The 24,921-nt window shown below is 67.7% G+C and carries 19 protein-coding genes and 3 pseudogenes; 12 read left to right on the top strand and 10 right to left on the bottom strand.

What is annotated here, in order from left to right; all coding sequences use genetic code 11:
* Positions 1-161: 161 nt before the first annotated feature.
* From ASG59_RS12230 to ASG59_RS12245, 4 genes are all read right to left on the bottom strand, one after another.
* Positions 162-1,070: a DNA-binding response regulator gene (locus ASG59_RS12230; RefSeq protein ID WP_056409105.1), complete on the bottom strand. Its 909-nt coding sequence runs from the start codon at positions 1,068-1,070 to the stop codon at positions 162-164.
* Positions 1,063-4,419: an ATP-binding protein gene (locus ASG59_RS12235; protein WP_056409107.1), complete on the bottom strand. Its 3,357-nt coding sequence runs from the start codon at positions 4,417-4,419 to the stop codon at positions 1,063-1,065. Before ASG59_RS12235 ends, ASG59_RS12230 begins: the two co-directional genes overlap by 8 nt.
* A 126-nt stretch (positions 4,420-4,545) precedes the next feature.
* Complete coding sequence (locus tag ASG59_RS12240) at positions 4,546-4,950, bottom strand: type II toxin-antitoxin system VapC family toxin (RefSeq protein ID WP_056409109.1); 405 nt, start codon at positions 4,948-4,950, stop codon at positions 4,546-4,548.
* On the bottom strand, positions 4,947-5,180 hold the full coding sequence (locus ASG59_RS12245; RefSeq protein ID WP_055888309.1) for an AbrB/MazE/SpoVT family DNA-binding domain-containing protein: 234 nt from the start codon (positions 5,178-5,180) through the stop codon (positions 4,947-4,949). The genes ASG59_RS12240 and ASG59_RS12245 overlap by 4 nt, the downstream gene beginning before the upstream one ends.
* 178 nt (positions 5,181-5,358) lie before the next feature.
* Here ASG59_RS12245 and urtA point away from each other — a divergent pair, with 178 nt between their 5' ends.
* The 9 genes from urtA to ASG59_RS12290 all read left to right on the top strand — a co-directional run bounded on the left by urtA (position 5,359) and on the right by ASG59_RS12290 (position 14,448).
* Positions 5,359-6,618, top strand: coding sequence for an urea ABC transporter substrate-binding protein (gene urtA, locus ASG59_RS12250; protein WP_056286365.1), 1,260 nt, complete (start codon positions 5,359-5,361; stop codon positions 6,616-6,618).
* A 239-nt stretch (positions 6,619-6,857) separates the two neighbouring features.
* The gene (urtB, locus tag ASG59_RS12255) at positions 6,858-7,784 is read left to right on the top strand and encodes an urea ABC transporter permease subunit UrtB (RefSeq protein ID WP_055888305.1); all 927 of its coding nucleotides are present in this window, start codon (positions 6,858-6,860) and stop codon (positions 7,782-7,784) included.
* Positions 7,785-7,809: 25 nt separating this feature from the next.
* On the top strand, positions 7,810-8,970 hold the full coding sequence (urtC, locus tag ASG59_RS12260; RefSeq protein WP_056409111.1) for an urea ABC transporter permease subunit UrtC: 1,161 nt from the start codon (positions 7,810-7,812) through the stop codon (positions 8,968-8,970).
* 12 nt (positions 8,971-8,982) lie between these two features.
* Positions 8,983-9,768 (top strand): urea ABC transporter ATP-binding protein UrtD, encoded by a 786-nt coding sequence (gene urtD, locus ASG59_RS12265; RefSeq protein WP_055888303.1) that lies wholly within the window; start codon positions 8,983-8,985, stop codon positions 9,766-9,768.
* A gap of 14 nt (positions 9,769-9,782) precedes the next feature.
* Positions 9,783-10,544 carry an urea ABC transporter ATP-binding subunit UrtE gene (gene urtE / locus ASG59_RS12270; RefSeq protein ID WP_056286372.1) on the top strand — a complete coding sequence of 254 codons (762 nt, stop codon included), beginning with the start codon at positions 9,783-9,785 and terminating at the stop codon, positions 10,542-10,544.
* A 9-nt stretch (positions 10,545-10,553) separates the two neighbouring features.
* Positions 10,554-11,570 carry an alpha/beta fold hydrolase gene (locus tag ASG59_RS12275; RefSeq protein ID WP_056409113.1) on the top strand — a complete coding sequence of 339 codons (1,017 nt, stop codon included), beginning with the start codon at positions 10,554-10,556 and terminating at the stop codon, positions 11,568-11,570.
* 69 nt (positions 11,571-11,639) lie between these two features.
* Positions 11,640-12,869: a formamidase gene (fmdA, locus tag ASG59_RS12280; RefSeq protein WP_055888298.1), complete on the top strand. Its 1,230-nt coding sequence runs from the start codon at positions 11,640-11,642 to the stop codon at positions 12,867-12,869.
* A gap of 62 nt (positions 12,870-12,931) precedes the next feature.
* The gene (locus ASG59_RS12285; RefSeq protein ID WP_056409115.1) at positions 12,932-13,249 is read left to right on the top strand and encodes a zinc ribbon domain-containing protein; all 318 of its coding nucleotides are present in this window, start codon (positions 12,932-12,934) and stop codon (positions 13,247-13,249) included.
* 170 nt (positions 13,250-13,419) lie between these two features.
* Complete coding sequence (locus ASG59_RS12290; RefSeq protein WP_056409117.1) at positions 13,420-14,448, top strand: aliphatic amidase; 1,029 nt, start codon at positions 13,420-13,422, stop codon at positions 14,446-14,448.
* Positions 14,449-14,460: 12 nt separating this feature from the next.
* On the opposite strand, the gene ASG59_RS12295 is transcribed toward ASG59_RS12290, so the two are convergent.
* From ASG59_RS12295 to ASG59_RS12305, 3 genes are all read right to left on the bottom strand, one after another.
* The gene (locus ASG59_RS12295) at positions 14,461-16,302 is read right to left on the bottom strand and encodes a hypothetical protein (protein ID WP_056409119.1); all 1,842 of its coding nucleotides are present in this window, start codon (positions 16,300-16,302) and stop codon (positions 14,461-14,463) included.
* Between the two features lie 65 nt (positions 16,303-16,367).
* Entirely contained in the window at positions 16,368-18,251 is a 1,884-nt protein-coding gene (gene flgK / locus ASG59_RS12300) for a flagellar hook-associated protein FlgK (protein WP_055888291.1), read from the bottom strand.
* A 148-nt stretch (positions 18,252-18,399) separates the two neighbouring features.
* Positions 18,400-19,809 carry a flagellar hook-basal body complex protein gene (locus ASG59_RS12305; RefSeq protein ID WP_056286390.1) on the bottom strand — a complete coding sequence of 470 codons (1,410 nt, stop codon included), beginning with the start codon at positions 19,807-19,809 and terminating at the stop codon, positions 18,400-18,402.
* 254 nt (positions 19,810-20,063) lie between these two features.
* Here ASG59_RS12305 and ASG59_RS12310 point away from each other — a divergent pair, with 254 nt between their 5' ends.
* The gene (locus tag ASG59_RS12310) at positions 20,064-20,531 is read left to right on the top strand and encodes a BLUF domain-containing protein (RefSeq protein WP_055888287.1); all 468 of its coding nucleotides are present in this window, start codon (positions 20,064-20,066) and stop codon (positions 20,529-20,531) included.
* Positions 20,532-20,604: 73 nt separating this feature from the next.
* The gene (locus ASG59_RS12315) at positions 20,605-21,057 is read left to right on the top strand and encodes a response regulator (RefSeq protein ID WP_055888285.1); all 453 of its coding nucleotides are present in this window, start codon (positions 20,605-20,607) and stop codon (positions 21,055-21,057) included.
* Between the two features lie 74 nt (positions 21,058-21,131).
* Here ASG59_RS12315 and ASG59_RS12320 read toward each other — a convergent pair whose 3' ends face one another.
* The gene (locus ASG59_RS12320; protein WP_055888283.1) at positions 21,132-22,463 is read right to left on the bottom strand and encodes a UDP-glucose/GDP-mannose dehydrogenase family protein; all 1,332 of its coding nucleotides are present in this window, start codon (positions 22,461-22,463) and stop codon (positions 21,132-21,134) included.
* Between the two features lie 343 nt (positions 22,464-22,806).
* Positions 22,807-23,898: pseudogene (locus ASG59_RS19970) on the bottom strand (IS630 family transposase).
* Between the two features lie 59 nt (positions 23,899-23,957).
* On the opposite strand from ASG59_RS19970, the pseudogene ASG59_RS21475 reads away from it, so the two are divergent.
* Positions 23,958-24,368 (top strand): annotated as a pseudogene (locus ASG59_RS21475) (IS5 family transposase).
* A 35-nt stretch (positions 24,369-24,403) separates the two neighbouring features.
* On the opposite strand, the pseudogene ASG59_RS12345 reads toward ASG59_RS21475, so the two are convergent.
* A pseudogene (locus tag ASG59_RS12345) lies at positions 24,404-24,685 on the bottom strand (transposase); the annotation flags it as partial.
* Positions 24,686-24,921 lie beyond the last annotated feature (236 nt).

Genomic DNA, 24,921 nt, shown 5'->3' on the forward strand with positions numbered 1-24,921 from the left:
GCGCCGAGGCCGAAATGCCGAGACAAATCGGCTGCCCGTGCCCTCGCGAGGCGTGCAAACGTGCAAAGAGGGCTTCGCGACCGATCGATGGTGCACAATCTTGATGTGCGCTCGCGCACCAACCGTGGCTGGTGCCGGCCGTTGCACCGGGCTTCGGCGGCCTATTCGAGATCCTGAAGGCACCGTGCGGCGATCAGCGAAGCGGCGGTGCGGTTCTCCACCCCGAGCTTGGCGTAGATCCCTTCCAGGTGCTTGGTCACGGTGCGCGGGCTCAATCCCAGGATCTCGCCGATATCGCGGCTCGCCTTGCCGCGCGAGAGCCAGAGCAGCACCTCCGCCTCCCGGCTGGTGATCGGCAGGCGGCGGCTCAGGCGCTCCAGGCCGGCGGCGGTGCCGTCGCGCGTCAGCCGCAGCAGGATCTCGGCCCCGGTGCTGCCGATGAAGCTCAAGGAATGGGTGGCGCCGGCCCGGTCGTGGAGCGCGAACGAGCCGGCCTTGCCCCCCGACAGGCAGCCGGTGAGCCAGGCCCGGGCGGCGGCGGAAAGGCCGAGGGGCCCGGCTTCGGGCGCGATCTCGGCGAGCAGCCGGGCCGCCTGGGGGGTCGACCACAGCACGGCTCCGGCCGGGTCGACGGCGAACAGCGTCCGGCCGGTGGTGTCGAGGGCGGCCCGCGCCGATTGGGCGGAGCGGGCACCGGCCAGATGCACCCGGATGCGGGCCAGGATCTCGTCGGGGGCGATCGGCTTGGTCACGTAGTCGACGCCGCCGGCGTCGAGCCCCTTCACGATGTGTTCGGTCTCCGACAGGCCGGTCATGAAGATCACCGGCACATGGGCGAGGTGGCGCTTGGCCTTGAGCCGGCGGCAGGTCTCGAACCCGTCCATGCCGGGCATCACCGCATCGAGCAGGATGACGTCGGGGGTGATCTCGTCGACGAGGGCCAGGGCGAGGTCGCCGGCCACCGCCACCAGCACGGTGGCGCCCGACCGCTCGATCGCCTCGGTGAGGAAGCTCAGGGTCTCGGGCGAGTCGTCGACCACGAGGACGATGTCGCGCTGTGGCTCAGCCATCGCGGGCGAGCCCTTCGAGCACGCTCATGTAGCGGCGCAGGTCGTAAGCGGCGACGAGGCCGCGCATCCGCGCCACGAAGGCGGTCGGCGCCGCCTCCTCGGCCGCGATCTGGTCGAGCTTGGCCTCGATGCCGCGAATATGCCCGATGCGCCCGAGCCGAAGGAGGTCGGCGACGTGCTCGCGCCGGGGCGCCGCTTCGGAAAGCGGGACGGCCGCGGCCGGCGTCTCGGGCGCCTGGGGCCGGTCGAGGCCGAGCAGGACGCAGACCCGCTCGACGAAGTCCCGCAGGTCGAAGGGTTTGGCGATGATGTCGTCGTGGGGGGCGTCGTCGCCCCGGTTCGGGGCGATCTCGTGGACGTTGGCCGACATCATCGCGATGCGGGCGGTGTGGCCCGTCTCGCGCAGGGTGCGCGCCAGCGCCCAGCCGCTCATGCCCGGCATCGCGATGTCGAGGAGGAACAGGTCGGGCCGGTGCGAGGCGGAAAGGCGCAGGCAGGCCGGGCCGTCGGCGGCGTCGATCACGGTGAGGCCCAAGGGTTCGAGGATCTCGTGCATGAGCCCGCGATGGGCGGCATCGTCGTCCACCACCATCACCATGCGCCCGCCGCCCACCGAGCCGCGCGCGCGGGTGGCCTGGACCGGCACCACGGCGGGACGCGAGACCGAGCCGAGCATCAGGCGCACCCGCGCCTGGGTGCCCTGCCCGACCGTGCTCGCGATGGTGATCTCGCCGCCCATCACCTGCGCCAGCAGATGCGCGATGGTGAGCCCGAGGCCGGTCCCCGGCGTCGCCCGTGCCGCCGGGGTCGAGCCGCGCTCGAACGGCTCGAAGATCCGCTGCAGGTCCGCCTCGGGGATGCCGAGCCCGGTGTCGCGGATCGTGAACACCGCGACCTCGTTGCGGTAGCTCAGATCGAGGACGACCTCGCCGGTGGCCGTGAACTTGATGGCGTTGGAGAGGAGGTTGAGCAGGATCTGGCGCAGGCGCTTTTCGTCGGTGGCCACCACCGCGGGCAGGTTGGCGGGTCGCGTGAAGCGGAAGGCGAGGCCGGCTTCGCTCGCCTGGAGGCTGATCATGTCGACGATCTGGTCGAGGAAATCGGACAGCCGGATCTCGTTGCGGTGGACCTGGAGCCGCCCTGCCTCCATCCGCGAGATGTCGAGGAGGCCGTCGATGAGCCCCGAGAGATGCTGCGCGCTGCGGCAGATGACGCGGATGCCGTTCTGGCGCGAGGCCGGGATCTCGGGGTCGCCCTCGATGAGCTGGGCATAGCCGAGCACGGCGTTGAGCGGCGTGCGCAACTCGTGGCTGATGCCGACCACGTAGCGGCTCTTCGCGAGATTGGCGGCCTCGGCGATCTCCTTGGCCTCCTGCAGCTTGGCGTCGGTGACCTTGTGGGCCTCGATCTCGGATTCGTACAGGGCGGTCTGGCGGGCGGTCTCGCCCTGCGCCACCCGGCGGCTCTCCTGGGCCAGCACGAACAGCCAGGCCACCACCCCGAGGATGACGACGAGGATCAGGAATACGCTGGTCAGGGCCGTCGCCAGGGCCTCGCGGTGCTGGGGGTTCTCGGCCGCCGCCCCGGCGTGGACGATGCCGAGGATCAGCGCGATCACCGCCACCAGGGTCGCCATCAGCGCGAGGTAGCGCCCGAGCGGCGCCCCGATCCAGGCCGCGGTGCGGCTCGGCAGCACCGTCGCCAGGGCCGCCTGGGCCTGGGCGTCGAGGCGTCCGTGCGGCTTGCACAGGTCGCCGCAGCGCGCGTCCAGCGAACAGCACAGCGAGCAGATCGCTCCGCCGTAGGCCGGGCAATGGGCCATGTCCTCGGTGTCGAAGGGATGGTCGCAGACCTGGCAGGTGATGGTCGAGGCGCCGCCCCAGTCGGTCTTCGCGCTGCGCGCCAGGTAGTAGCGCCCGCCCGTGGCGTAGGCGATCAGCGGCGCGCCGGCGAAGGCGGTGGCGAGCGCCAGGACCGGCGCGAACGGCTGCGGCCCCTCCCCCATCCACCCGGCATAGGCCGCGCAACCGGCGAGGATCGCGGCGGCCATCGCCCCGGTCCCGACCGGGTTGATCGCGTAGAGGTGGGCGCGCTTGAACTCGATGCCCGGCGGCGACAGGCCGAGCGGCTTGTTGACGGCGAGATCCGCCGAGAGCGCGCCGACCCAGGCCGAGACGACGACGGCGTAGAGCGAGAGCGTGCTGGCGATGGTCTTGTCGATGCCGAGCTCCATCAGGAGGAGCGCGATGGCGACGTTGAAGATCAGCCACACCACCCGCCCCGGATGCGAATGGGTGAGCCGGGAGAAGAAGTTCGACCACGCGATGGAGCCGGCGTAGGCGTTGGTCACGTTGATCTTGAGCTGCGAGATGACGACGAACAGCGCCATCAGCGCCACCGCCGCCTCGCGCGAGGGCACCACGTAGCCGAAGGCGATGGCGTACATCCGGGTCGGGTCGCTCGCCTGCTCGGCCGGCACGCCGTGGCCGAGGGCGAGCACGGCGAGGAACGACCCGAGCAGGATCTTGAGCATGCCGGGCAGGATCCAGCCGGCCCCGGCGCCGAGCACCGCCGCCCACCAGCGCCCGCGATGCGCCGCCGTCCGTTCGGGCACGAACCGCAGGAAGTCGACCTGTTCGCCCACCTGCGCCAGCAGGGCGAGGAGGATGCCCACGGCAAAGCCGAAGGCGGCCGGATCGAAACCGTCGGCCCGGCCGGAGGTGCCGGCATAGCCGGTCCAGGCCTCGAACGAGCCCCCGCCCTTGGCCGCGATGAAGGCGAGGGGCAGCAGGTTGAGGACGATCCAGATCGGCTGCGTCCAGATCTGGAAGCGGCTGATCAGGCTGATCCCGTAGATCACCAGCGGGATCGCGGCGAGCGCGCTGACGACGTAGCCGATCGACAGCGGCAGGCCGAAAGCGAGATTGAGCGCCAGCGCCATGATCGACGCCTCGATGGCGAAGAACAGGAACGTGAAGCTCGCGTAGATCAGCGAGGTGATGGTGGAGCCGATGTAGCCGAAGCCCGCCCCGCGGGTCAGCAGGTCGATGTCGACTCCGAAGCGGGCGGCATAGACGCTGATGGGGGCGGCCGTGGCGAAGATGACGAGGCCGGCGACGAGGACGGCCGCCACGGTGTTGGTGAAGCCCGTGGCCAGCACCAGGGTGCCGCCGATCGCCTCCAGCGCCAGGAACGAGAGCGAGCCCAACGCCGTCTGCGCCACCTGGAACCCCGACCAGCGCCGCGCCGACTTGGCGGTGAAGCGGAGCGCATAGTCCTCCAGCGTCTCGTCGGCGACGAAGCGGTTGTAGTCGCGGCGGATGGGGACGATGCGCTGCCGGGCGGTCATGGGGTCGGCTTCATTGCGCCGGGAAAGAAATCCAGCGCCGCGATAGAACTCGAGCCTGATCGGTTCACGTGATGTCCCCTCCGGAGCAAGGATCGTGCACGCGGCCTATCGCAGCCGTCGATCCGGTCAGGTCAACCAATCCTCGATCTTCAGATCTCGGACACGCTCGAATTCGCGCCTGTTGTTGGTGACGAGCACGAGGTCCAGCGATAGGCATTGCGCTGCGATCAGGAGATCGTTCGCGCCGATCATCAGGCCTCGCCGTTCGAGATCCGACCGGATGTCGCCATAGGTCTTCGCGGCCGGCGGCTCGAAAGCGAGAACCGGTAGCGCCCCGAGGATGCGCTCGGCCGATTCGGCGAGCTTGATGGATGCGCGTTTGGCGACCCCATAGCGAATCTCCGCCGCCACGATGACGCTCGTGCACACCCGATCGTCACCGGCCTGTGCGATCCGCCTCAGGACGGGGCTCTGTCCACGATCGTTGATCAGGCTGGACATGATGTTGGTGTCCAGCAGGAACCGGCTCACAGATCGACCCGATCGACCTCGAGATCCGCGATGACATCGAGCCGATCCTCGGCATCGAGCGGAGCGAGGCCGGACAAAGCGGCGGACAACGAGACGTCGTCGAAAGGCTCGATGAAGAGCCGTCCTCCTTCCCGACGCAGCATGGCCCGCTTACCGGGAAGCTCGAATTCGCGCGGGATGCGAAGGGCCTGACTCCGGCCGTTGCGGAAAAGGCTGACGATACGTTCCATGGTCGGAGCATATGGCCTATGCCGCGACCTATGTCACCTCCCGCAGGCCCCGCTCGCGGAAGCGACCTACGCAAAACAGCGTATATGCTGCGGCGCGTCATGCGGCCTAGCCTTTGCTTCGTCGGGTCGCGGCCAGTGTCACGAGCCGCGCGCTGAACGAACAGGGGTCGAGGTCACGATGGCAGACGAGACGAACACCGGTTTGCAATCGGCGCTGCGGCGCAGGCTCCTGATGGGTCTGGCCGGCGCTCCGGCCCTGGCCCTGCTGCCGCGACAGGCGTTCGCCGCCGGCCCGCCGACCGCGATGGTCAACACCAGCGGCCTCGCGGTCACCGACACGGAAGTGACGGTGGGCATTCTGCACTCGGCCACCGGCACCATGGCGATCTCCGAGACCGGCTCGATCCAGGCCGAGAAGCTCGCCATCGAGGAGATCAACGCCGCCGGCGGCGTGCTCGGCCGCAAGATCAAGATCATCCAGGAGGACGGCGCCTCCGACTGGCCGACCTTCGCCGAGAAGGCCAAGAAGCTCCTCGTCAACGACCATTGCGCCGCCGTGATGGGTTGCTGGACCTCGGCCTCGCGCAAGGCTGCGCTGCCGGTGTTCGAGCAGTACAACGGCCTCCTGTACTATCCGACCTTCTACGAGGGCCTGGAGCAGTCCAAGAACGTCATCTACACCGGCCAGGAGGCGACGCAGCAGATCCTCGCCTCGCTCAACTGGGTCGCCAAGGAGAAGGGCGCCAAGACGTTCTTCTTCATCGGCTCGGACTACATCTGGCCGCGGACCTCGAACAAGATCGCCCGCAAGCACATCGAGAACGTGCTCAAGACCAAGGTCGTCGGCGAGGAATATTTCCCGCTCGGTCATACCCAGTTCAATTCGGTCATCAACAAGCTCAAGCTGACCAAGCCCGACGTGATCTTCACCGACGTCGTCGGTGGCTCCAACGTGGCGTTCTACAAGCAGCTCAAGGCGGCCGGCATCGACCTCTCGAAGCAGACCCTGCTGACCATTTCGGTGACCGAGGACGAGATCGACGGCATCGGCGGCGAGAACATCGCCGGCGCCTACTCGTGCATGAAGTACTTCCAGTCGCTCAAGAACCCGAACAACGAGAAGTTCGTCGCCGCCTTCAAGAAGATGTGGGGCGAGAAGACCGTGATCGGCGACGTCACCCAGGCGGCCTACCTCGGACCCTACCTGTGGAAGATGACCTGCGAGAAGGCCAACTCCTTCGACGTCGACAAGCTCGCCGTGGCCTCGGCCGACATCGAGTTCAAGGAAGCGCCGGAAGGCTACGTCAAGATCCACCCCAACCATCACCTGTGGTCGAAGACCCGCGTCGCCAGGGCCCTGCCCAGCGGCCAGTTCGAGGTCGTCTACGAAAGCCCCGACCTCATCGAGCCCAACCCCTTCCCCAAGGGCTACCAGTAGTCGGCGCGCGACTTGCAACGGCCGGCGGGCCCCGCATGGCCCGCCGGCCTCGATCCGCCCTTGGCCTCATCCCGAAGTCCCCGCGGAGCGGGGCTCGAAGGAGGGTTCGAGAGACGATCGTGCGTGCCGGATGTCTCCCTCGAGGCCTCCGCTTCGCTCTGGCGCCTCGGGCTGGGGCAGCGGTCGGGGCGGACGACAAAAGACAATCCGCGCCGGCTAGATGAATCGGAGATCGGGCGATGTTCGGTGATTACTCACTCGCTGACCTGAGCGCGATCTTCGCGATGCAGGGCTTTGCCGGCCTGATCCTGTTCTCGGTCTACCTGCTGATGGCGCTCGGGCTCGCGATCATCTTCGGGCAGATGGGCGTCATCAACATGGCGCACGGCGAGTTCATGATTCTGGGTGCCTACGTCACCTACCTCTGCTCGACCTTCTTCCAGACCTACCTGCCCGGGCTGTTCGCCGCCTACTTCTTCGTGGCGATGGCGCTCGCCTTCCTCGCCTCCGGGGCGCTGGGGATGCTGGTGGAGTGGAGCCTGATCCGCCACCTCTACAAGCGTCCGCTCGATACCCTGCTCGCCACCTGGGGCCTGTCGCTGATCCTGCAGCAGACCTACCGCACGGTGTTCGGGGCCCGCGAGGTCGGCGTGGAACTGCCGTCCTGGCTGATCGGCTCGGTGCAGGTCACCGACACCATCGAGGTGCCGATCAACGGCATCTTCGTCATGGCCGTCACCACCCTCATCACGCTCGGCGTCGCGGCCCTGATGTACCGCTCGCGCTTCGGCGCCCAGGTCCGCGCCGTGGTGCAGAACCGGGCCATGGCCGGCGCGGTGGGCATCGACACCGAGAAGGTCGATCGCCTCACCTTCGGCCTGGGCTGCGGCATCGCCGGCATCGCCGGCTCCGCCTTCACCATGGTGGGGTCCACCGGGCCGACATCGGGCCAGCTCTACATCGTCGACACCTTCCTCATCGTCGTGTTCGGGGGGGCTGCGAGCCTGCTCGGCACCATCGCCTCGGCGTTCTCGATCTCGCAGACCCAGTCGACGCTAGAGTTCTTCCTGTCCGGCTCCACCGCCAAGGTCATCACGCTGCTCGCCGTCGTCGGCATCCTGATGCTGCGGCCGCAGGGCCTCTTCACCCTCAAGGTCCGGCGCTGAGGAGGCGAGGATGGAGCACACACCGATGGCACACCGATCCGCCGCCGCCGAGAGCGTCCACGACAACCCGTTCATGAAGCCGATGGAGTGGGTGAGCCTGGCACTGCTCGCCGCGGTGATCCTCGTCGTCCTGCCGATGCTGCTCGACGCCTTCCGGCTCAACCTCGTTGGCAAGTACCTCACCTACGCCTTCGTGGCGCTCGGCCTCGTCATCTGCTGGGGCTTCGGCGGCATCCTCTCGCTCGGCCAGGGCTGCTTCTTCGGTCTGGGCGGCTACTGCATGGCCATGTACCTCAAGCTCGAGGCATCCAGCGTCGAGAACACCAAGATCCAGTCGACGCCGGGCATCCCCGACTTCATGGACTGGAACCAGATCACCGAGCTCCCCTGGATCTGGAAGCCGTTCCAGAGCCTGCCCCTCACCCTCTTCCTGGTGGTGGCGCTGCCCGCGTTCTTCGCCTTCGTGATCGGCACGGCGATGTTCCGGCGCCGGGTCGGCGGCACCTATTTCGCCATCATCACCCAGGCCATCGCGGCGATCCTCACCATCATGATCGTCGGCCAGCAGGGCTACACCGGCGGCATCAACGGCATCACCGACCTGCGCACCCTCAACGGCTGGGACATCCGCACCGACAGCGCCCACAACATCCTCTACTTCGTCAACGGCGGGCTGCTGATCGGCTGCATCCTGTTCGCGCAATACGTGAAGAAATCGAAGCTCGGGCGCATCCTCGTCGCCATGCGCGACAAGGAGGACCGGGTTCGGTTCTCCGGCTACCAGGTCGCCAGCTTCAAGACCTTCGCGTTCTGCATGGCCGCCGTGTTCGCCGCCATCGGGGGGGCGATGTTCACCCTCCAGGTCGGGTTCATGTCGCCCTCCTTCGTGGGCATCGTGCCCTCCATCGAGATGGTCATCTACGCCGCCGTGGGCGGGCGCCTGTCGCTGTTCGGCGCGGTCTGGGGCACGCTGCTCGTCAACTGGGCCAAGACCAGCTTCTCAGAGAGCTTCCCCGAACTCTGGCTGTTCGGCCTGGGCGCCCTGTTCATCGCCGTGGTCCTGGCCTTCCCCAACGGTCTGGCGGGCATCTACCGCACCTACGTCGAACCGCGCCTCACCCGGAAGGTGAAGGCCCTCGCGCCGGCCGAGGCCCGTGCCCTGCCCCACGGCACCCCGGCCGAATAGGAGCCCCCGTCCATGAACGCCGCCATGCTGCATGCGCCCCTCATCGGCGAGAGCCCGGACGCCCCGAAATTCCTGCTCGCGGTGGAATCCCTCACCGTGTCCTTCGACGGGTTCAAGGCGGTCAACGACGTCTCGTTCTACGTCGATCCCAACGAGATCCGGGTGATCATCGGTCCCAACGGTGCCGGCAAGACCACGGTGCTCGACCTGATCTGCGGGCGCACCAAGGCCAGCACCGGCTCGATCAAGTACAAGGGCCAGGAGCTCACCAAGCTCTCCGAGAGCGCCATCGTCCAGGCCGGGGTCGGCCGCAAGTTCCAGACCCCGTCGATCTACGACGACCTCTCGGTGTTCGAGAACCTGGAGATCTCGTTCCCGCGCGGGCGCTCGGTGTTCGGGGCGCTCACCTTCAAGCGCGACGCCGAGGTCCGCGACCGCATCGAGGAGGTCGCGAGCATGATCTTCCTCAAGGACCAGCTCACCGAGCGGGCCGAGTTCCTCAGCCACGGCCAGAAGCAATGGCTCGAGATCGGCATGCTGTTGATCCAGGACCCCGAGCTCCTGATGCTCGACGAGCCGGTGGCCGGCATGAGCGTCGGCGAGCGCATCAAGACCGCCGAACTCCTCAACCAGATCATCGTCGGCCGCTCGGTGCTGGTGATCGAGCATGACATGAAGTTCGTCGAGGACATCGCCCATCGGGTCACCGTGCTCCACCAGGGCAAGGTGCTGTCGGAGGGGTCGATGGAGCGGGTCAAGAACGACCCCAAGGTCATCGAAGTCTATCTCGGCCACTGAAGGATTTTTTCGCGATGCTTCAGACCGCTCCCCGACCCGCGCAGGCCGCTCCGGTGCCGCCGTCCCTCGCCGCCGGCGTCACGCCGATGCTGTCGGTGGAAAACCTCCACTCGGCCTACGGCCAGAGCGAGGTCCTGCACGGGCTCGATTTCTCGGTGGCGCCCGGCGAGATCGTCGCCGTGATGGGCCGCAACGGCATGGGCAAGACCACGCTCATGAAGACGTTGATGGGCATCGTGCCGGTGAAGTCCGGTGCGATCCGGGTCGCGGGCGAGGACGTCTCCACCCTCAAGAGCCACCAGCGGGTGGCCAAGGGCCTCGCCTACGTGCCGCAGGGGCGGATGATCTTCTCGACCATGACGGTGCAGGAGAACATCGAGACCGGGCTCACCGTCACCAACGAGCGCAAGGTGCCGCAGGACCTCTACACGATGTTCCCGGTGCTGCTGGAGATGAAGGGCCGGCGCGGCGGCAACCTCTCGGGCGGCCAGCAGCAGCAACTCGCCATCGCCCGCGCCCTGGCGAGCCGGCCCAAGGTGCTGCTCCTCGACGAGCCGACCGAGGGTATCCAACCCTCGATCATCCGCGAGATGGGGCGGACGTTGCGCAAGATCCGCGACGACCGCGGGCTGTCCATCGTCGTCTCGGAGCAGGTGCTGAGCTTCGCCCTCGACGTCGCCGACCGGGTGCTCGTCGTGGAGAACGGCGCCATCGTCCACGAGGCGATGCGGGCCGACGTCGACGAAGCCAAGGTGGCGCGCTTCCTGTCGGTCTGAGGGGAATCCATGAGCGATTACGCGATCTTCGACCTCGGCGACTTCGTTCTCCAGTGCCAGAAGACCCTTCGCGGAGCCAAGCTCGCCTACAAGACCTTCGGTACGCTCAACGCCGCCAAGGACAACGCCATCGTCTACCCGACATGGTACTCCGGTCAGCACTACGAGAACGAATGGCTGATCGGGCCGGGCAAGGCCCTGGACCCGGAAAAGTATTTCATCATCGTCCCGAACATGTTCGGCAACGGCTTGTCCTCGTCGCCGAGCAACACGCCGCCGCCCTGGAACGGGCCGCGCTTTCCCAACGTCACGGCCTACGACAACGTGCGTGCGCAGCACCGGCTGGTGACCGAGGTGTTCGGCATCGAAAAGCTGGTCCTCGTCACCGGCTGGTCGATGGGCGCGCTCCAGACCTATCATTGGGCGGCGATGTATCCCGACATGGTGCCGCGCATCCTGCCGTTTCAGGGTTCGGCCAAGTGCTCGCGGCATAACTTCGTGTTCCTGGAGGGGGCCAAGGCCGCGCTCCAGGCCGATGCCGCCTTCAAGGACGGATGGTACGAGACGCCGCCGACGCGGGGCCTGCGCGCCTTCGGCCGGGTCTATGCCGGCTGGGGCCTGTCGCAGACCTTCTACCGGATCGAGACCGACCGGACCCACATGGGTTACGCCTCGCTGGAGGACTTCCTCGTCGGGTTCTGGGAGGGCCTGTTTTACACGCGGGACGCCAACAACCTGCTTGCCATGCTGTGGACATGGCAGAACGGCGACATCAGCGCCAACGAGATCTTCAATGGGGATCTCAAGGCCGCTTTCGGGGCGATCACGGCGGACGCGATCCTGATGCCGGCCTCCACCGACCTCTACTTCCCACCCGCCGACAACGAAATCGAAGCCGCGCTGATGCCGAAGGCGGAGTTGCGCGTGGTCGAGACGTGGTGGGGCCATTTCGCCGGCGGCCCCGGGACGAGCCCCGACGACATCAAGGTCCTGAACGACGCGCTGAAGGAACTGCTTGCGCGCTGACGCCGGACACACGCCGTCCAAGGCCGCCGAGCGGCCTGGATCCAGGGATCACCAGGGAGACGAACGCGCATGGCCGAGACGCTCATCAAGGTCGATCTGACCCAATCCGCCTACGACAACGACATGGTGCACAACCGCTGGCACCCCGACATCCCCATGGTGGCGATGGTCAAGCCCGGCGACGACTTCATCGTCGAGACCTACGATTGGACCGGCGGCTTCATCAAGAACAACGATTCGGCCGACGACGTGCGCGACATCGACCTGTCGATCGTGCACTTCCTCTCCGGCCCCATCGGCGTCGAGGGCGCCGAGCCCGGCGACCTCCTGGTGGTCGACCTGTTGGACATTGGCGCCAAGCCCGAGAGCCAGTGGGGCTTCAACGGGTTCTTCTCCAAGAACAACGGCGGCGGCTTCCTCGACGAGCATTTTCCGCAGGCCCAGAAGTCGATCTGGGACTTCGAGGGCATGTTCACGAAGTCGCGCCACATCCCCGGCGTGCGCTTCCCCGGCCTGATCCATCCGGGCCTGATCGGCTGCCTGCCCGACCCCAAGATGCTCGAGACCTGGAACACCCGCGAGAAGGCGCTGTTCGACACCAATCCCACCCGCGTTCCCGCGCTGGCCACCCTCCCCTTCGGTCCCACCGCCCACATGGGCCGGCTCAAGGGCGAGGCGAAGGACAAGGCCGCCGCGACGGGCGCCCGCACGGTCCCGGGGCGCGAGCACGGCGGCAATTGCGACATCAAGGATCTGTCGCGCGGCTCGAAGATCTACTTCCCCGTCTACGTGCCGGGCGCGGGCCTCTCCATGGGCGACCTGCACTTCAGCCAGGGCGACGGCGAGATCACCTTCTGCGGCGCCATCGAGATGGCCGGCTGGGTCCACCTCAAGGTCAGCCTGATCAAGGACGGCATGGCGAAGTACGGGATCAAGAACCCGATCTTCAAGCCCTCGCCGATCACCCCGAAATTCGACGACCACCTCATCTTCGAGGGTGTCTCGGTCGACGAATACGGCAAGCAGCATTACCTCGACGTCACGGTGGCCTACCGCCAGGCCTGCCTCAACGCGATCGAATACCTGAAGAAGTTCGGCTACTCGGGCGCCCAGGCCTATTCGATCCTCGGCACCGCCCCGGTCCAGGGCCACATCTCCGGCGTCGTCGACATCCCCAACGCCTGCGCCACCCTGTGGATTCCCACGGGCATCTTCGACTTCGACATCAACCCCGGTGCGGACGGGCCGATCAAGCACATCGACGGATCGATCCAGATGCCGCTCTCGCCGGATTTGTAGTCTCCTGGCTTGCCGTTCTTTCCGCGCGGCAAACCGTGACCACTTTGCCTGAAAGCACGGATATGCCCGTCTACGATTACGCTTGCGATAGCTGCGGCCCGTTCACGGTGCTGCGCCCGATGGCGCAGTTCCGCGATCCGCACGATTGCCCCGACTGCGGGTCGTCGTGCGGACGCGCCTTCCTCACCGCGCCCAACCTCGCCTCCATGGATGCGGGCAAGCGCAAGGCGCACGCGACCAACGAGCGGAGCGCCCACGCGCCCCGCCGCTCGTCGGGCCACGGGGCCGGCTGCGGCTGTTGCGGCGGCGCTGCCAGGACCAAGCAACCGGCGGCCGCGAAAAGCTTCCCCAACGCGCGGCCGTGGATGATCAGCCACTGACGCGAAAGTGGCCCCCCTCCTACCTCTGCGGGGAGACGATGGAGGTGGGGGTGGCGGGCTGACCCTGCCGCACTGAAAGCGGAACCGCCCCCACCCCTGCCCTCTCCCCGCCAGGGGATGGGGAATGCGTCGGGCTTTGCGAAACGCGCGATGACAGAAGGAGCACCGTCATGATGCACGGCGACATTTCCTCGAGCAACGACGGCGTCGGCGTGGCCGTCGTCAACTACAAGATGCCCCGTCTCCACACGAAGGCGGAGGTCCTCGAGAACGCGAAGAAGATCGCCGACATGGTTGTCGGCATGAAGTCCGGCCTGCCGGGCATGGACCTCGTGATCTTCCCCGAATACTCGACCCACGGCATCATGTACGACGGCGCCGAGATGTACGAGACCGCCTCGGCCGTGCCCGGCGAGGAGACGGCGATCTTCGCCGAGGCCTGTCGCAAGGCGCGCGTCTGGGGCGTGTTCTCGCTCACCGGCGAGCGCCACGAGGAGCATCCCAACAAGGCGCCCTACAACACCCTCATCCTGATGAACGACCAGGGCGAGATCGTGCAGAAGTATCGCAAGATCATGCCCTGGACACCGATCGAGGGCTGGTATCCGGGCGATCGTACCTATGTCTCGGACGGGCCGAAGGGTCTCAAGATCAGCCTCATCATCTGCGACGACGGCAACTACCCGGAGATCTGGCGCGACTGCGCCATGCGCGGGGCCGAGCTCATCATCCGCTGCCAGGGCTACATGTATCCGGCCAAGGAGCAGCAGATCCTGATGTCGAAGGCGATGGCCTTCGCCAACAACTGCTACGTCGCCGTGGCCAACGCGGCGGGTTTCGACGGCGTCTACACCTACTTCGGCCACTCCGCGATCATCGGCTTCGACGGCCGCACGCTCGGCGAATGCGGCACGGAGGAGATGGGCATCCAATATGCCTCGCTCTCGAAGTTCCTGATCCGCGATGCGCGCACGCACATGCAGTCCGAGAACCACCTCTTCAAGCTCCTGCACCGCGGCTACACGGGCATGATCAACTCGAAGGAGAACGAGCACGGCAAGGCCGAATGCCCCTACGACTTCTACCGTCGCTGGATCGAGGACCCGGAGGGCACCCGCGAGGCGGTCCACGCCATCACCCGGCCCGGCGTCGGGACCGAGGAATGCCCGATCGCGGGTATCCCGACGACGCCGCGCTGACCCGCTGCGGCGTCAGCTCATGTAGTTGACCAGGGTGAGTTTCGAGAGGGTCGAGGTGACCTGGTAGCTCGCCTGCAGCTGGGTCTGGAGCGCCAGGAGCTTGGCCGTCACCTCGTTGACGTCGACGGTGTCGAGGCCGTCGAGGGTGTCCTGCAGGACGGCGCGGGTGGCGCCGTTCTCGGCCTTGGCGTCCTGCATGTTGCGGGCGGCGAGGCTGAGGTCGCTCGCGATGCTCTCGATGCTGCCCGCCGCCCGGTCGGACGCCAGGACCGTGCGCGAGCGCTCGGCCAGGGCTTGGTAGCGGGCATTGTCGGGCGTGCCGGCGGAGGTGTCGGTGAAGCGTTCGGCCGCCAGGGCGGCGATCCCCGCCAGGACGGCCCGGATCGGCGCCTCGTTGGCCTGGGCGCCGATGCCGACCTTGCGGCTGGCGTCGACCTGGACCGCGGCGGTGGTGCGCGGGTCGGCGGCAGTGTCGTCGCCGGTGTACCAGATCACGGTCTTGGCCGCCGCCGTCGCGGGTTCCGAGACGAAGCCGCCGTTGGCGGTGTCGACCCGGCGCGGGGCGAAGGCCGTCTGCTTCGAGCCGGCGAAGAAGTCCTGGGCCGCGATCGTCGAGGAGGATGCGGCCAGGGTGGTGGCCGCGCTGGTCTCCAGGGCGTTCGCGAGCGCCGCCTGCATGTTCTGCGCGGTCACCGCCGGGTCGGCATCGATCCGGAACTGCCCGCTGCCGCCGGTCGCGGTGGTCGACTTGGCGGTCAGCGTGATGGTGGTGGTGGTGCCGTCGCGCATGCCCAGCGCCACCGTCACCGTGTCCCCGTCGACCGGGCGCGTCGTGCCGGAGACGGAGAGCGCGACGCTGGCGGGCGCACCGCCGGAGAAGGCGAGGTCCACGCCGGGAGGGGTCCCGCTCTGGGCCGCGGCCACGGCCTTGCCCGACAGGCTCGCCGAGAGGTTGGCGGCGGCCTCGCCCGCGGAAGTGCCGATGGCGAACTCGTTGGTGCCCGGCGTCGGGGTGGTGCGCGCGGTGTAATCCACCAACAGCTGGCTGCCGTCGGGCTGGTTGACGCTCACGCGCACCAGGTCGCCGTCGTTGGGCTGGCTCGAAAAGCTCGGGGTCACGGTGGGGGCCACCGCCGCGGTGCGCGTCGCCTGGATCGCGGCCGGGCGCGAACTCGTCACTGACCCGATGAAGAAGCCGAAGTTGGCGCGGTCGGCGGCGGCCTTGCCGCCGTCGCCGGCGACGGTGGCGGCTTCCGACAGCGTCACGCTGCCCGGGCCGGCGCTGCCCACGGCGAGGCCGCCACGGCCGGGGCTGAGGGCGCCGTCGGCGGCCTTGCGCTCGGCGATGACGTCCCGGAGGCCGTCGCGGCCGAGCACGGGGTCGCCGTCGAGGATCGCGGCGCTGGCGGCCACCGGCGGCCGATCGGTCTCGCGGCCGCCGAACAGGTAGCGGCCGGCCGCCTGCTGGTTGAGCGCGTCGAGGGCCGCGTCGAGATTGCTGCGGGCGATCTTGGTGGCGGTGTCCACCGACGGGCCGGTGCCGAAGGTGCCCGCCGCGGCGAGGGAGGCGCGCACGCCGTCCCCCAGCGTCGCGACCTGGGTGACGCTGGTGGTGGCGAGGTTGACGCGCGTGGTGGCGCCGGCGATGGCCGCGTCGTAGCCGTCCAGCGCCGAGAGGGTGGCATGGGCCGAGAGGCTGGTGGTGCGGGCGGACCCGAGGCCGCCGTAGCTGTCGGCGGTCTGCTGGGTGGCGAGCTGCGTCGAGAGGCCGTCGAGGCGGTTCTTGATCGACACCAGGTTGGCGGCGTTCCGGTCCGAGACGTAGGTGCCGGCGGTGAAGGGCGAGATGGACATGGCGGGCCTCGGATGCGGTCACGGATGGGATGAGCCGGCGGAACGGGGGCAGGCCCCGCAGCGCGCTAGATCCGCATCAGGGTGTCGAGCATGTCCCGGGCGGCGGTGAGCACCCGGGCGTTGGCGGTGTAGGCGGTCTGGAGCTGGATGAGGGTCGACATCTCGTCGTCGATCTTGACGCCGGATTTCGACGCGAAGCGGCTCTGGGCGGTGGAGAGCGCGATGGTCTGGCCCTCGTCGAGGTCCTTGGCATTGGCCGCCCCCGCCCCTTGCGCGTCGACGATGCGCTGCGCGAACCCCTGGACGCTGTCGACGAAGGGCGCATTGATGCCGCCGATGCCGCTGGCTGCCGAGAAGGTGCGGTTGGTGCGTGTCAGGGCGTCGTAGAGGAAATCGGGGCGGGTGGTGTCGCCGTTCTGGGTGGTGGGGCTGGTGTTGACGAGGGTGGCGGTGGATTGCGCCACCGACGGGTTGATGGCGATGCGCTGGGCGAAGCCGGTGAGCTGGCTGCCCCCGTCGATCGATCCGGTGAAGAGCTTGCCCGATTTGGCGCCGTCGACGAACAGCGCGAACTGCGGCTGGCCGGTCTGGGTGTCTGCGCCGCTGCGCGGCACCGTCACGCTGGCGCTCGTGGCGAGCAGGGTCGGCGCGTTCGCGGCCGGATCGCTCAGGATGCGCAAGGCCCCGGCCCCGGCGCCGGGCTGGGCGGTGACGGAATAGGTCGGGCTCAAGAGGCCCGCGAGCGTGTCGGCGACGCTCGGGTCGCCCGGTCTGGTGGGCAGGCTGAAGCCGATCACCGTCGCGGACGGGTCGCTGGTGTCGGACGCGCTCACGGCGGGCGCCGGCCGCAGGTTCGAGGGCACCAGGATCAGGTTGCGCTGCGTGCCCGCCGCGTCCCGGACGCTCAGGGTGATCGCGTTGCCGGCGCTCAGGCCGGTCAGGTCGATGTCGAAGCCCGAGGCGGTGCCCGCGGTGACGGCCGTCCCGGTGGCCTGCCGGTCGGAGAAGCTGCGCGAGAGCCCGGCGGCGAGATCGTCGAGCTGGCGCTGTGCCTGGGGCAGGATGGTGTCGCGCAGCTCGATCCCCGCCGCCAGGGAGCCCGAGCCGATGCCGCCGTCGGCGATGAGGTCGATGCCCGCCCCCCCCGGCTGGCGGGCGATGATGGTGCCGACCCCGCGCTTGGCCGGATCGGTGGAATAGCTCGCCTCCGGGGTCATCGCCGGGCGCTGGTCGAAGCTCAGGGTGGTGGCCACCGCCCGTTCCACCAGGGTCAGCCCGGAGCCGGTGACGATGGTGGCCGAGCCGTCGCGCTGGGGAACCGTCTTGACGTCGAGGAAGCTCGCGAGGGTCGTGACCTTCTGGTCGCGCTGGTCGAGGAGGTCGGCCTTGGCGGAATCGTCGCCCGAGGCGACGATCTTGGTGTTGAGGTTTGCGATCGCGCTGAGGAGGTCGTTGACGTCGCGAACCTCGGTGGCGAGCTGGGACTCGGCGGCGCCGCGGAGGTTCTGCACGCCCTGCGCGATGCCGCCGATCTTCGCGGCGAGACTCGATGCCCGGTCGACCACCGTCGAACGGGCCGGCGGTGAGGTCGGATCGGCGGCCAGCCCCTGGAGCGCCTGGGCGAAGCCGTTGACGACGCCGTCGAGGGCGGTGGCGCTACCCGGCTGTCCGTAGAGCTTGTCGAGCTGGCCGCGCACGTCGGCGATCCGGCCGGTGTAGGCGGAGCCCGAGGTCTCCAGGCGCAGCTGTGTCTGGGCCGCCTCGTCGAGGGTGCGGTTGATCAGGCCGGTGGCGACGCCCGAATTGCCGACGCCGTCGCTGACCGTGGACAACGTCCGCTTGACGTAGCCGGCGGTCCCGACGTTGGCGATGTTCTGGGAGACGACGCCGATGGCGGCCTGGGTCACCCGCAGGCCGGCGGTGGCCGTGTTCAGGGCGTTGGTGGCCATCTCGTCCCTCCGTTCTCGGTCGTCGAGGCCTTGACCGGATAGGATATCCGGCCCGAGTCTCTAAGAAATTGCCCTCGCACCGGGCATCTGCCGAAAATCCGATCCGTGTTCCGGCCCGGTGCTCGGGCCGGCAGACCCTTTTCGGCGATCAGCGAATGATATTGATCAGCGCCGACATCATGTCCTGAGCGGTGGACATGACCTTGGTGTTGGCCGAATACGCCTGTTGGGTTACGATCATCTTCGAAAATTCGCTCGCAATGTCCGTATTCGACTGCTCGATGGTGCCGCCGATGACCGTCGATCCCTTCAGGCCCACCAGGGGCGGGCCCGAGTCGATGGTCTGCTCGTAGTTGCCGCCGGAATCCGACTTCAGCCCGTCGGAGTTGGTGAACTGCACGACGTTGATCTTGGCCAGGGACAGGGTGCTGCCGTTGCTGTAGGTGCCCGCGATCGTGCCGTCCTCGGTCACTTCGGTGCTGATGAGCGAGCCCGAGGCATAGCCGTCCTGCTGCTGGGTGTTGGTCGTCACCCGCCCGTCGGACGTGTTGTACTGGGTCAGCCCGCCGCTGCCGAAGCGCAGGGTGAGGTCGTTGAGGTTGATCCCGTCGATGGTCACGTCGGGAACCGTGATCGAGGTTGCGGCCGGTGCGGTGAGCTGGCCGCTGGCGTTGAAGCCGAAGGCGGTGCCGGCGTTGGTCCAGGGCGACTGGTTGAGGCCCGCTGTGCTGTTGTTGGCGTAGAACAGGTTCCAGACGTCGTCGGTGGCGGCCGCGGTCCCGGTGGCGGGCTCGCCCGTCTGCACCTTGGCCCAGCGCGTCGCCAGGCTCACCGGGCCGCCGCTGGCCGAGTACAGGGTCATGGTCGGGCCGACCACGCTGTTGTTGACGAGGCTCTGCGCGTCGCCCGCGGCCACGCTCGCGGTCCCGGTGCCGCTGAGGATGCGCGGGTCGCGCTGGTTGGGGGCGGTCCCGAACGGCGCCAGGAGCTCCGAACCGGGCAAGGCGGCCGAGGCGTTGGTGGTCGCCGGCACCTTCGGCAGGTTGGCCGAATAGGTGATCGTGCTGGTCGGCTGTGCCGCCAGGAGGGCGTTCGAGATCTTGATCGGCCCCTCGGAGGAGGCCTGGCCGGTGGCGGGGTCGAGGGTCGAGCCCTTGAGGTAGGAGCCCGCGCCGTTGACGAGGTAGCCGTCCTTGTCGGGGGCGAAGTCGCCGCGCCGGGTGAATTTCTCGGCGGTCGAGAAGGTCGGCTGCCCGTTGGCGTCGCTGGTCTTGGATTGGACCGTGAAGAAGCCGTCGCCGTTGAGGGCGATGTTGGTGCCGACGTTGGTGGCGTTGAGGCCGCCCTGGATCGTGGTGGTCAGGCGCGAATCGGCCAGGACCGAGCCCGCCACCTGGCGGCCGGGCTGCTGTTCGGCGATGAGATCGACGAAGTTCGTGTCGATCCGCTTGTAGCCGGTCGTCTGCGAGTTCGCGATGTTGCCCGAAATGTTGTTGAGCGAGAACGATTGGGCTTTCAGGCCGGATACGGCCGTCTGCAGGGCGGTGAAGACATCCATGGCCGGCAAAACCTCTCGCGCATGACCGTTCGTCGGGGAGCGGCCGAAGCGCGGACCGATCCCGGGACCAGCCGGCGCAAGCCCCGTGCCGAGACCAAGCCATTGATATGATTCACGATCGCGGCTGGCGGGGCGGCAGAAAACGCCGGTCCGCGGCCCGGTCCCGGCAGGATTTGCCGGTCTTTGAGCGCGTTTACGCGGCGTTATGGCCGATGGCTGTAGCGTTCCCGGCGGTGACCACTGGACCAGGTTCGATGAAAAACAAGCGGACGACCCTCGTCCACCTCATCTACTTCTCGCGGCTGAACCTGGCCGCCGATGCACTGACGCGCTCTCGCGAACTCGGCGAGATCACCCGTCAGGCGCAGAAGAAGAACGAGTTCTCTGTCATCACGAGCTTTCTGATCGTCGAGCAGAACTTCGCTGCCCAGATCATCGAAGGCGAGCGGATGTCGGTCAACGACACCTTCGGGCGCATCAACGTCGATACGCGCCACCGCGACGTCCAGATCGTCGAATGGCGGGAGATCGTGAAGCGGGAGTTCGTGAACTCCTTTTCCACCTGCGTGCGCAATCCCGCCAACGACGCCCTGTTCCAGAAGGCCAACCTCCTGCCGATGTTCCAGCGCGGCACGCCGCGCGCGATCTCGATCCAGTCCCTCGCCCTCGCGCTCCAGACCGAGTCGATGTCGAAGCAGGGCATCGATCACCTCTTCGTATGACCACAAACACCGCCGTCATCCGATATCCTGACTCCGATCTTCGGGGCCGTGACCACCTCGAGTCCAAGACGCCATGAGCGAGACGCCCCCGATTCTCATCGTCGACGACCAGGAGAAGCTTCTCCGCCTGGTCATCCTGCTCATGAACCGCCTCGGGTTTCCGGACGTCGAGGGGGTGACCGACGGATTGGAGGCCCTCGAGCGGCTTCGGCAGCGCAAGTACGCCCTCGTCATCGCCGACCTCGACATGGAGCCGATGGACGGTCTCTCGCTCCTGCGCGAGATCCGGGGGGACGACGCCCTGATGAACACCCCCTTCATCCTCACCGAGGCCTCGTTCGAGTTCGAGGACATCAACCTCGCTCACCAGGCCGGCGCGGACGCCTTCATCCTCAAGCCGTTCGACATGTCGGTGCTCAAGTCCAAGCTCAAGCAGGTGATCAACCGCAAGCCGCGCAAGCGCGAGGCGCCGCTCGCGGCCGAATCGACCCTCAGCGTCGACTTTCCGATGCTCGGCAAGTTCTGAGGCCGGCGAGTTCTGAGGCCGGCCAATTCAGAGGTCGGCGGTTACCGGCACCTGCGCCGCGGGCGGCGGCCGCATCACCCGGCGGCGTCGACCGTCGTATCCGACGTGATGCCGATGCCGGTGTAGCGGAAGCCCTGCTGCATCGCCTCGGCCGGCGTGTAGACGTTGCGCAGGTCCACGAGCACCGGGGCGGCCATGATCTCGCGCAGGCGGGCGAGATCCAGCGCCCGGAAGGCGTTCCATTCCGTCACGATGACCACGGCGTCCGCACCCTCGGCACAGGTATAGGCATCCTGCGCGTAGGTGACGTTCGACAGCATCAGGCCGGCCTGCTCCATGCCCTCCGGATCGTAGGCGACGATGCGCGCGCCGCCGTCCTGGAGGGCGGTGATGATCGACAGGGACGGCGCATCGCGCATGTCGTCGGTGTTGGGCTTGAAGGTGAGGCCGAGGATGGCGATCGTCTTGCCCCGCACCGAGCCGCCACAGGCCGCCACCACGCGCCGGGCCATTGCCCGCTTGCGCTGGTCGTTGACCGAGACCACCGTCTCCACGAGGCGCACGGGGGTGCCGGCGTCCTGCGCGGTCTTGACGAGGGCCAGGGTGTCCTTGGGAAAGCACGAGCCGCCGTACCCCGGGCCGGCATGGAGGAACTTGCCCCCGATGCGGTTGTCGAGGCCGATGCCGCGGGCGACCTCCTGGACGTTGGCGCCGACCTGCTCGCACAGGTCCGCGATCTCGTTGATGAAGGTGATCTTGGTGGCGAGGAAGGCGTTGGCGGCGTATTTCGTCAGTTCGGCGGTGCGGCGGCCGGTGACCAGGATCGGCGCCTGATTGAGGTAGAGCGGCCGATAGACCTTGGCCATGAGCTCGGTGGCGCGCGGATCCTCGCTGCCGATGACGATGCGGTCTGGGCGCTTGAAGTCCTCGATCGCCGCGCCCTCGCGCAGGAACTCAGGGTTGGAGACAACGGAGACGTCCGCCTCGGGCCGCGCCTCGCGGATGATGCGCTCGACCTCGTCGCCGGTGCCCACCGGTACCGTCGATTTGGTGACCACCACCGTGTAGCCGGTGAGCGATGCCGCGATCTCGCGGGCGGCCGCGAAGACGTAGGTGAGGTCGGCGAAACCGTCGCCGCGGCGCGAGGGCGTGCCCACCGCGATGAAGACCGCATCGGCCTGCTCCACCGCCGGCGCGAAGTCCGTGGTGAAGCTGAGGCGGCCCTGGCGCACGTTGTCGGCCACCAGCGCCTCCAGCCCGGGCTCGTAGATCGGCATGCGGCCGGCCTTCAGGGCCTCGATCTTGGCCGGGTCCTTGTCGACGCAGATCACGTCGTGTCCGAAATCGGCAAAGCAGGTTCCCGAGACGAGGCCGACGTAGCCGGACCCTACGATAGCGATGCGCATCCGTTGTGACCCTCTGGTTCCTGTTCGAGGCCGGCCTCGTCGACGCGTGCACCGGTCCGGCGCGTGGTCCGCCGATGGGCGCGGACTGCCACGGGACGGCAGGGCCGTTCCCCGACGACTCGGGCATGCCGCTTCGCGCCTTGATAGGCCGCGCCATCGGACCTGTCACCAGCACCCACGTCATGGCAAGGACTTATACCAATTCTCATTGATCAGCACCCATGGGCCCATCGGCGCAGTCCGATGGACATGATGCGCCAGGGTTGGGCGATGAGCTTGTTCCAGGCGTCGCAACCCTGCCGCTGCCCCCCTACATCGCGGGCAAAATACCAATTCTCATTGATCAGCACCCATGGGCCCATCGGCGCAGTCCGATGGACATGATGCGCCAGGGTTGGGCGATGAGCTTGTTCCAGGCGTCGCAGCAGTGATCGAGGATGTCGTCGTAGGATTGGAAGATCCGGTTTCCGAGCCAGTTGTCGCGAAGGAACTGCCAGAGGTTCTCGACCGGGTTGAGTTCGGGTGAGCGCGCCGGCAGGGGCAACAGGGTGATGTTGTCGGGAATTGGCAGCTTCCTGGTGGTGTGCCAGCCGGCTTGATCGAGCAGGAGGACGGCGTGGGCGCCAGAAGCCACGGTCGCCGAAATCTCTTSGMGGTGACGGGCCATGGCCGACGTGGTGCAACGGGGCATGATCAGGCCCGCGCCCACGCCTCTGGCCGGGCAGATCGCCCCGAAGATGTAGGCCGAGGCCGTGCGCTGGTCCTTGGGGGCCGAGGGTCGCGTTCCGCGCTTGGCCCAGCGTCGGGTCAGGGTGKTCTTCTGGCCGACACGGGCCTCGTCGCAGAACCAGACTTCTACCGGCTTGCCGCCGACAGCCTGCGCGATGTCCGCCAGACGGTCGGGGAAGTCTTTTTAAAAACAGCCGCGGCGTCCGGATCCTGGGCGTGATGGCGCGGGCGGGCTGAGAGCTTGCGGTAGCCCATGGCCCGTAAAACTCGGCTCAAGGTCTGCTCGGAGACCGACACGCCGTGATCCTCGGACAGGATCTGGGCCAGATCGCACAATCGCCACCGCACCACACCGTGTGCGGCCGGCGTCGGTCCGTGGTCGACCAGCGCCTTGAGGACATCGCGCTGGTCGGCGTTCAGGCGCGGACGGGCCCCGGGGGCCTTGCCGTCGATCAGCCCGTCCGGTCCATCGGCGTTGAAGGCCACGACCCAGTCGCGCACCGTCTGCAGCCCGACCCCGCCGATCTCGGCCGCCTCCGAGCGCAGAMCACCCGCGGCGATCACCGACAGCGCCAACAGGCGGCGGGTCTGCGCCGGATCACGCGAACCCTTGCGTCGTAGCGCCGGCGCGAATCGGCCCAGCGGCCGTTGCGGTGCTCGCAGCCATCGCATCCTCCTCAGGCTCCAAACCCAAGGAAGGAATCACGACCGAGATGCCGACGCTACCCCGCGTGAGTCCTGCTCAGCGAGGCTTAGTATAAGAAGGTGGTCGGCCGCAAGCGCCATGTCCTGACCGACACGCTGGGCCTCCTGCTCGCCGTCAACGTGCATCCAGCCAGCATCCAGGACCGCGACGGCGCCGAGGCGCTGCTCTAGGAGGCGCGACGGAGCTTTCCCTTCGTCGAACGCATCATCGGAGACGCCGGCTACCAAGGCCCAAAGATGGAAGCCGCCGTCGCCCGTACCGGCACATGGACGCTCCAGATCGTCCGCCGATGCGACAAGCATCGCTTCGTCGTGCTGCCCAAGCGCTGGATCGTGGAACGCACCCTCGCCTGGATCAGCCGTTGCCGGCGTCTCGCCCGAGACTATGAACGCCACGCGAGAAAGGCCGCTGCCTTCGTCCGCCTCGCCATGATCCGCCTCATGCTCCGACGTCTCGCAGCAAACCCCTGATCAGACAGGTAGACTTCCCGGAAGGTCTCTTACCACTTTTGCTTCAGGACATCCTGCAGCATGGAGAAGTCCAGTGTCAGAATGGAGAAGTCCAGTGTCAGATCGGCGACCAGCCGCTTGAGCTTGCTGTTCTCGTCCTCCAGTTGCTTGAGCCGTCGAATCTCCGGCACGCCCATGCCGACGAACTGCTTCTTCCAGCGGTAGAATGTCGGCTCAGAGACGCCCATCTTCCGGCAGACCTCGTCCACCGTGGCGCCATTCTCCGCCTGCCGCAGGGCGATGGCGATCTGTTCATTGGTGAAGCGCTTGCGAGGCATGGCATCCACCCTCCTTCAGGGATCAGGATGCCCGAAAAACTTGCGCACAACGCGGACCAGTTTGCTGGGTCAGGGTCAAACGGCGGCCGCCAGAAGCCCTCGCTGAGGTAGGGCCGCAACTCCTCGACGAAGCCGGCCACGTCCGGCCGCAGCACGGCGACCGTGTAACCGAGCGCGACGCCAGCCATGAGAGCGCCCCCTAGGCGCGAGAAGTTCGGACGCGGCACCTCATTCTC

Origin of the sequence: Methylobacterium sp. Leaf466 (assembly GCF_001425565.1) — a bacterium.
GTDB lineage: Bacteria > Pseudomonadota > Alphaproteobacteria > Rhizobiales > Beijerinckiaceae > Methylobacterium.

Coding starts and splice junctions, on each gene's coding strand:
- urtE (WP_056286372.1), top strand. CDS start 9,783: ATGCTTCAGACCGCTCCCCGACCCGCGCAGGCCGCTCCGGTGCCGCCG.
- urtC (WP_056409111.1), top strand. CDS start 7,810: ATGGCACACCGATCCGCCGCCGCCGAGAGCGTCCACGACAACCCGTTC.
- ASG59_RS12320 (WP_055888283.1), bottom strand. CDS start 22,463: ATGCGCATCGCTATCGTAGGGTCCGGCTACGTCGGCCTCGTCTCGGGA.
- flgK (WP_055888291.1), bottom strand. CDS start 18,251: ATGGCCACCAACGCCCTGAACACGGCCACCGCCGGCCTGCGGGTGACC.
- ASG59_RS12235 (WP_056409107.1), bottom strand. CDS start 4,419: ATGACCGCCCGGCAGCGCATCGTCCCCATCCGCCGCGACTACAACCGC.
- ASG59_RS12245 (WP_055888309.1), bottom strand. CDS start 5,180: ATGGAACGTATCGTCAGCCTTTTCCGCAACGGCCGGAGTCAGGCCCTT.
- fmdA (WP_055888298.1), top strand. CDS start 11,640: ATGGCCGAGACGCTCATCAAGGTCGATCTGACCCAATCCGCCTACGAC.
- ASG59_RS12290 (WP_056409117.1), top strand. CDS start 13,420: ATGATGCACGGCGACATTTCCTCGAGCAACGACGGCGTCGGCGTGGCC.
- ASG59_RS12275 (WP_056409113.1), top strand. CDS start 10,554: ATGAGCGATTACGCGATCTTCGACCTCGGCGACTTCGTTCTCCAGTGC.
- urtA (WP_056286365.1), top strand. CDS start 5,359: ATGGCAGACGAGACGAACACCGGTTTGCAATCGGCGCTGCGGCGCAGG.
- ASG59_RS12295 (WP_056409119.1), bottom strand. CDS start 16,302: ATGTCCATCTCGCCCTTCACCGCCGGCACCTACGTCTCGGACCGGAAC.
- ASG59_RS12310 (WP_055888287.1), top strand. CDS start 20,064: ATGAAAAACAAGCGGACGACCCTCGTCCACCTCATCTACTTCTCGCGG.
- ASG59_RS12230 (WP_056409105.1), bottom strand. CDS start 1,070: ATGGCTGAGCCACAGCGCGACATCGTCCTCGTGGTCGACGACTCGCCC.
- ASG59_RS12285 (WP_056409115.1), top strand. CDS start 12,932: ATGCCCGTCTACGATTACGCTTGCGATAGCTGCGGCCCGTTCACGGTG.
- ASG59_RS12315 (WP_055888285.1), top strand. CDS start 20,605: ATGAGCGAGACGCCCCCGATTCTCATCGTCGACGACCAGGAGAAGCTT.
- urtB (WP_055888305.1), top strand. CDS start 6,858: ATGTTCGGTGATTACTCACTCGCTGACCTGAGCGCGATCTTCGCGATG.
- ASG59_RS12305 (WP_056286390.1), bottom strand. CDS start 19,809: ATGGATGTCTTCACCGCCCTGCAGACGGCCGTATCCGGCCTGAAAGCC.
- urtD (WP_055888303.1), top strand. CDS start 8,983: ATGAACGCCGCCATGCTGCATGCGCCCCTCATCGGCGAGAGCCCGGAC.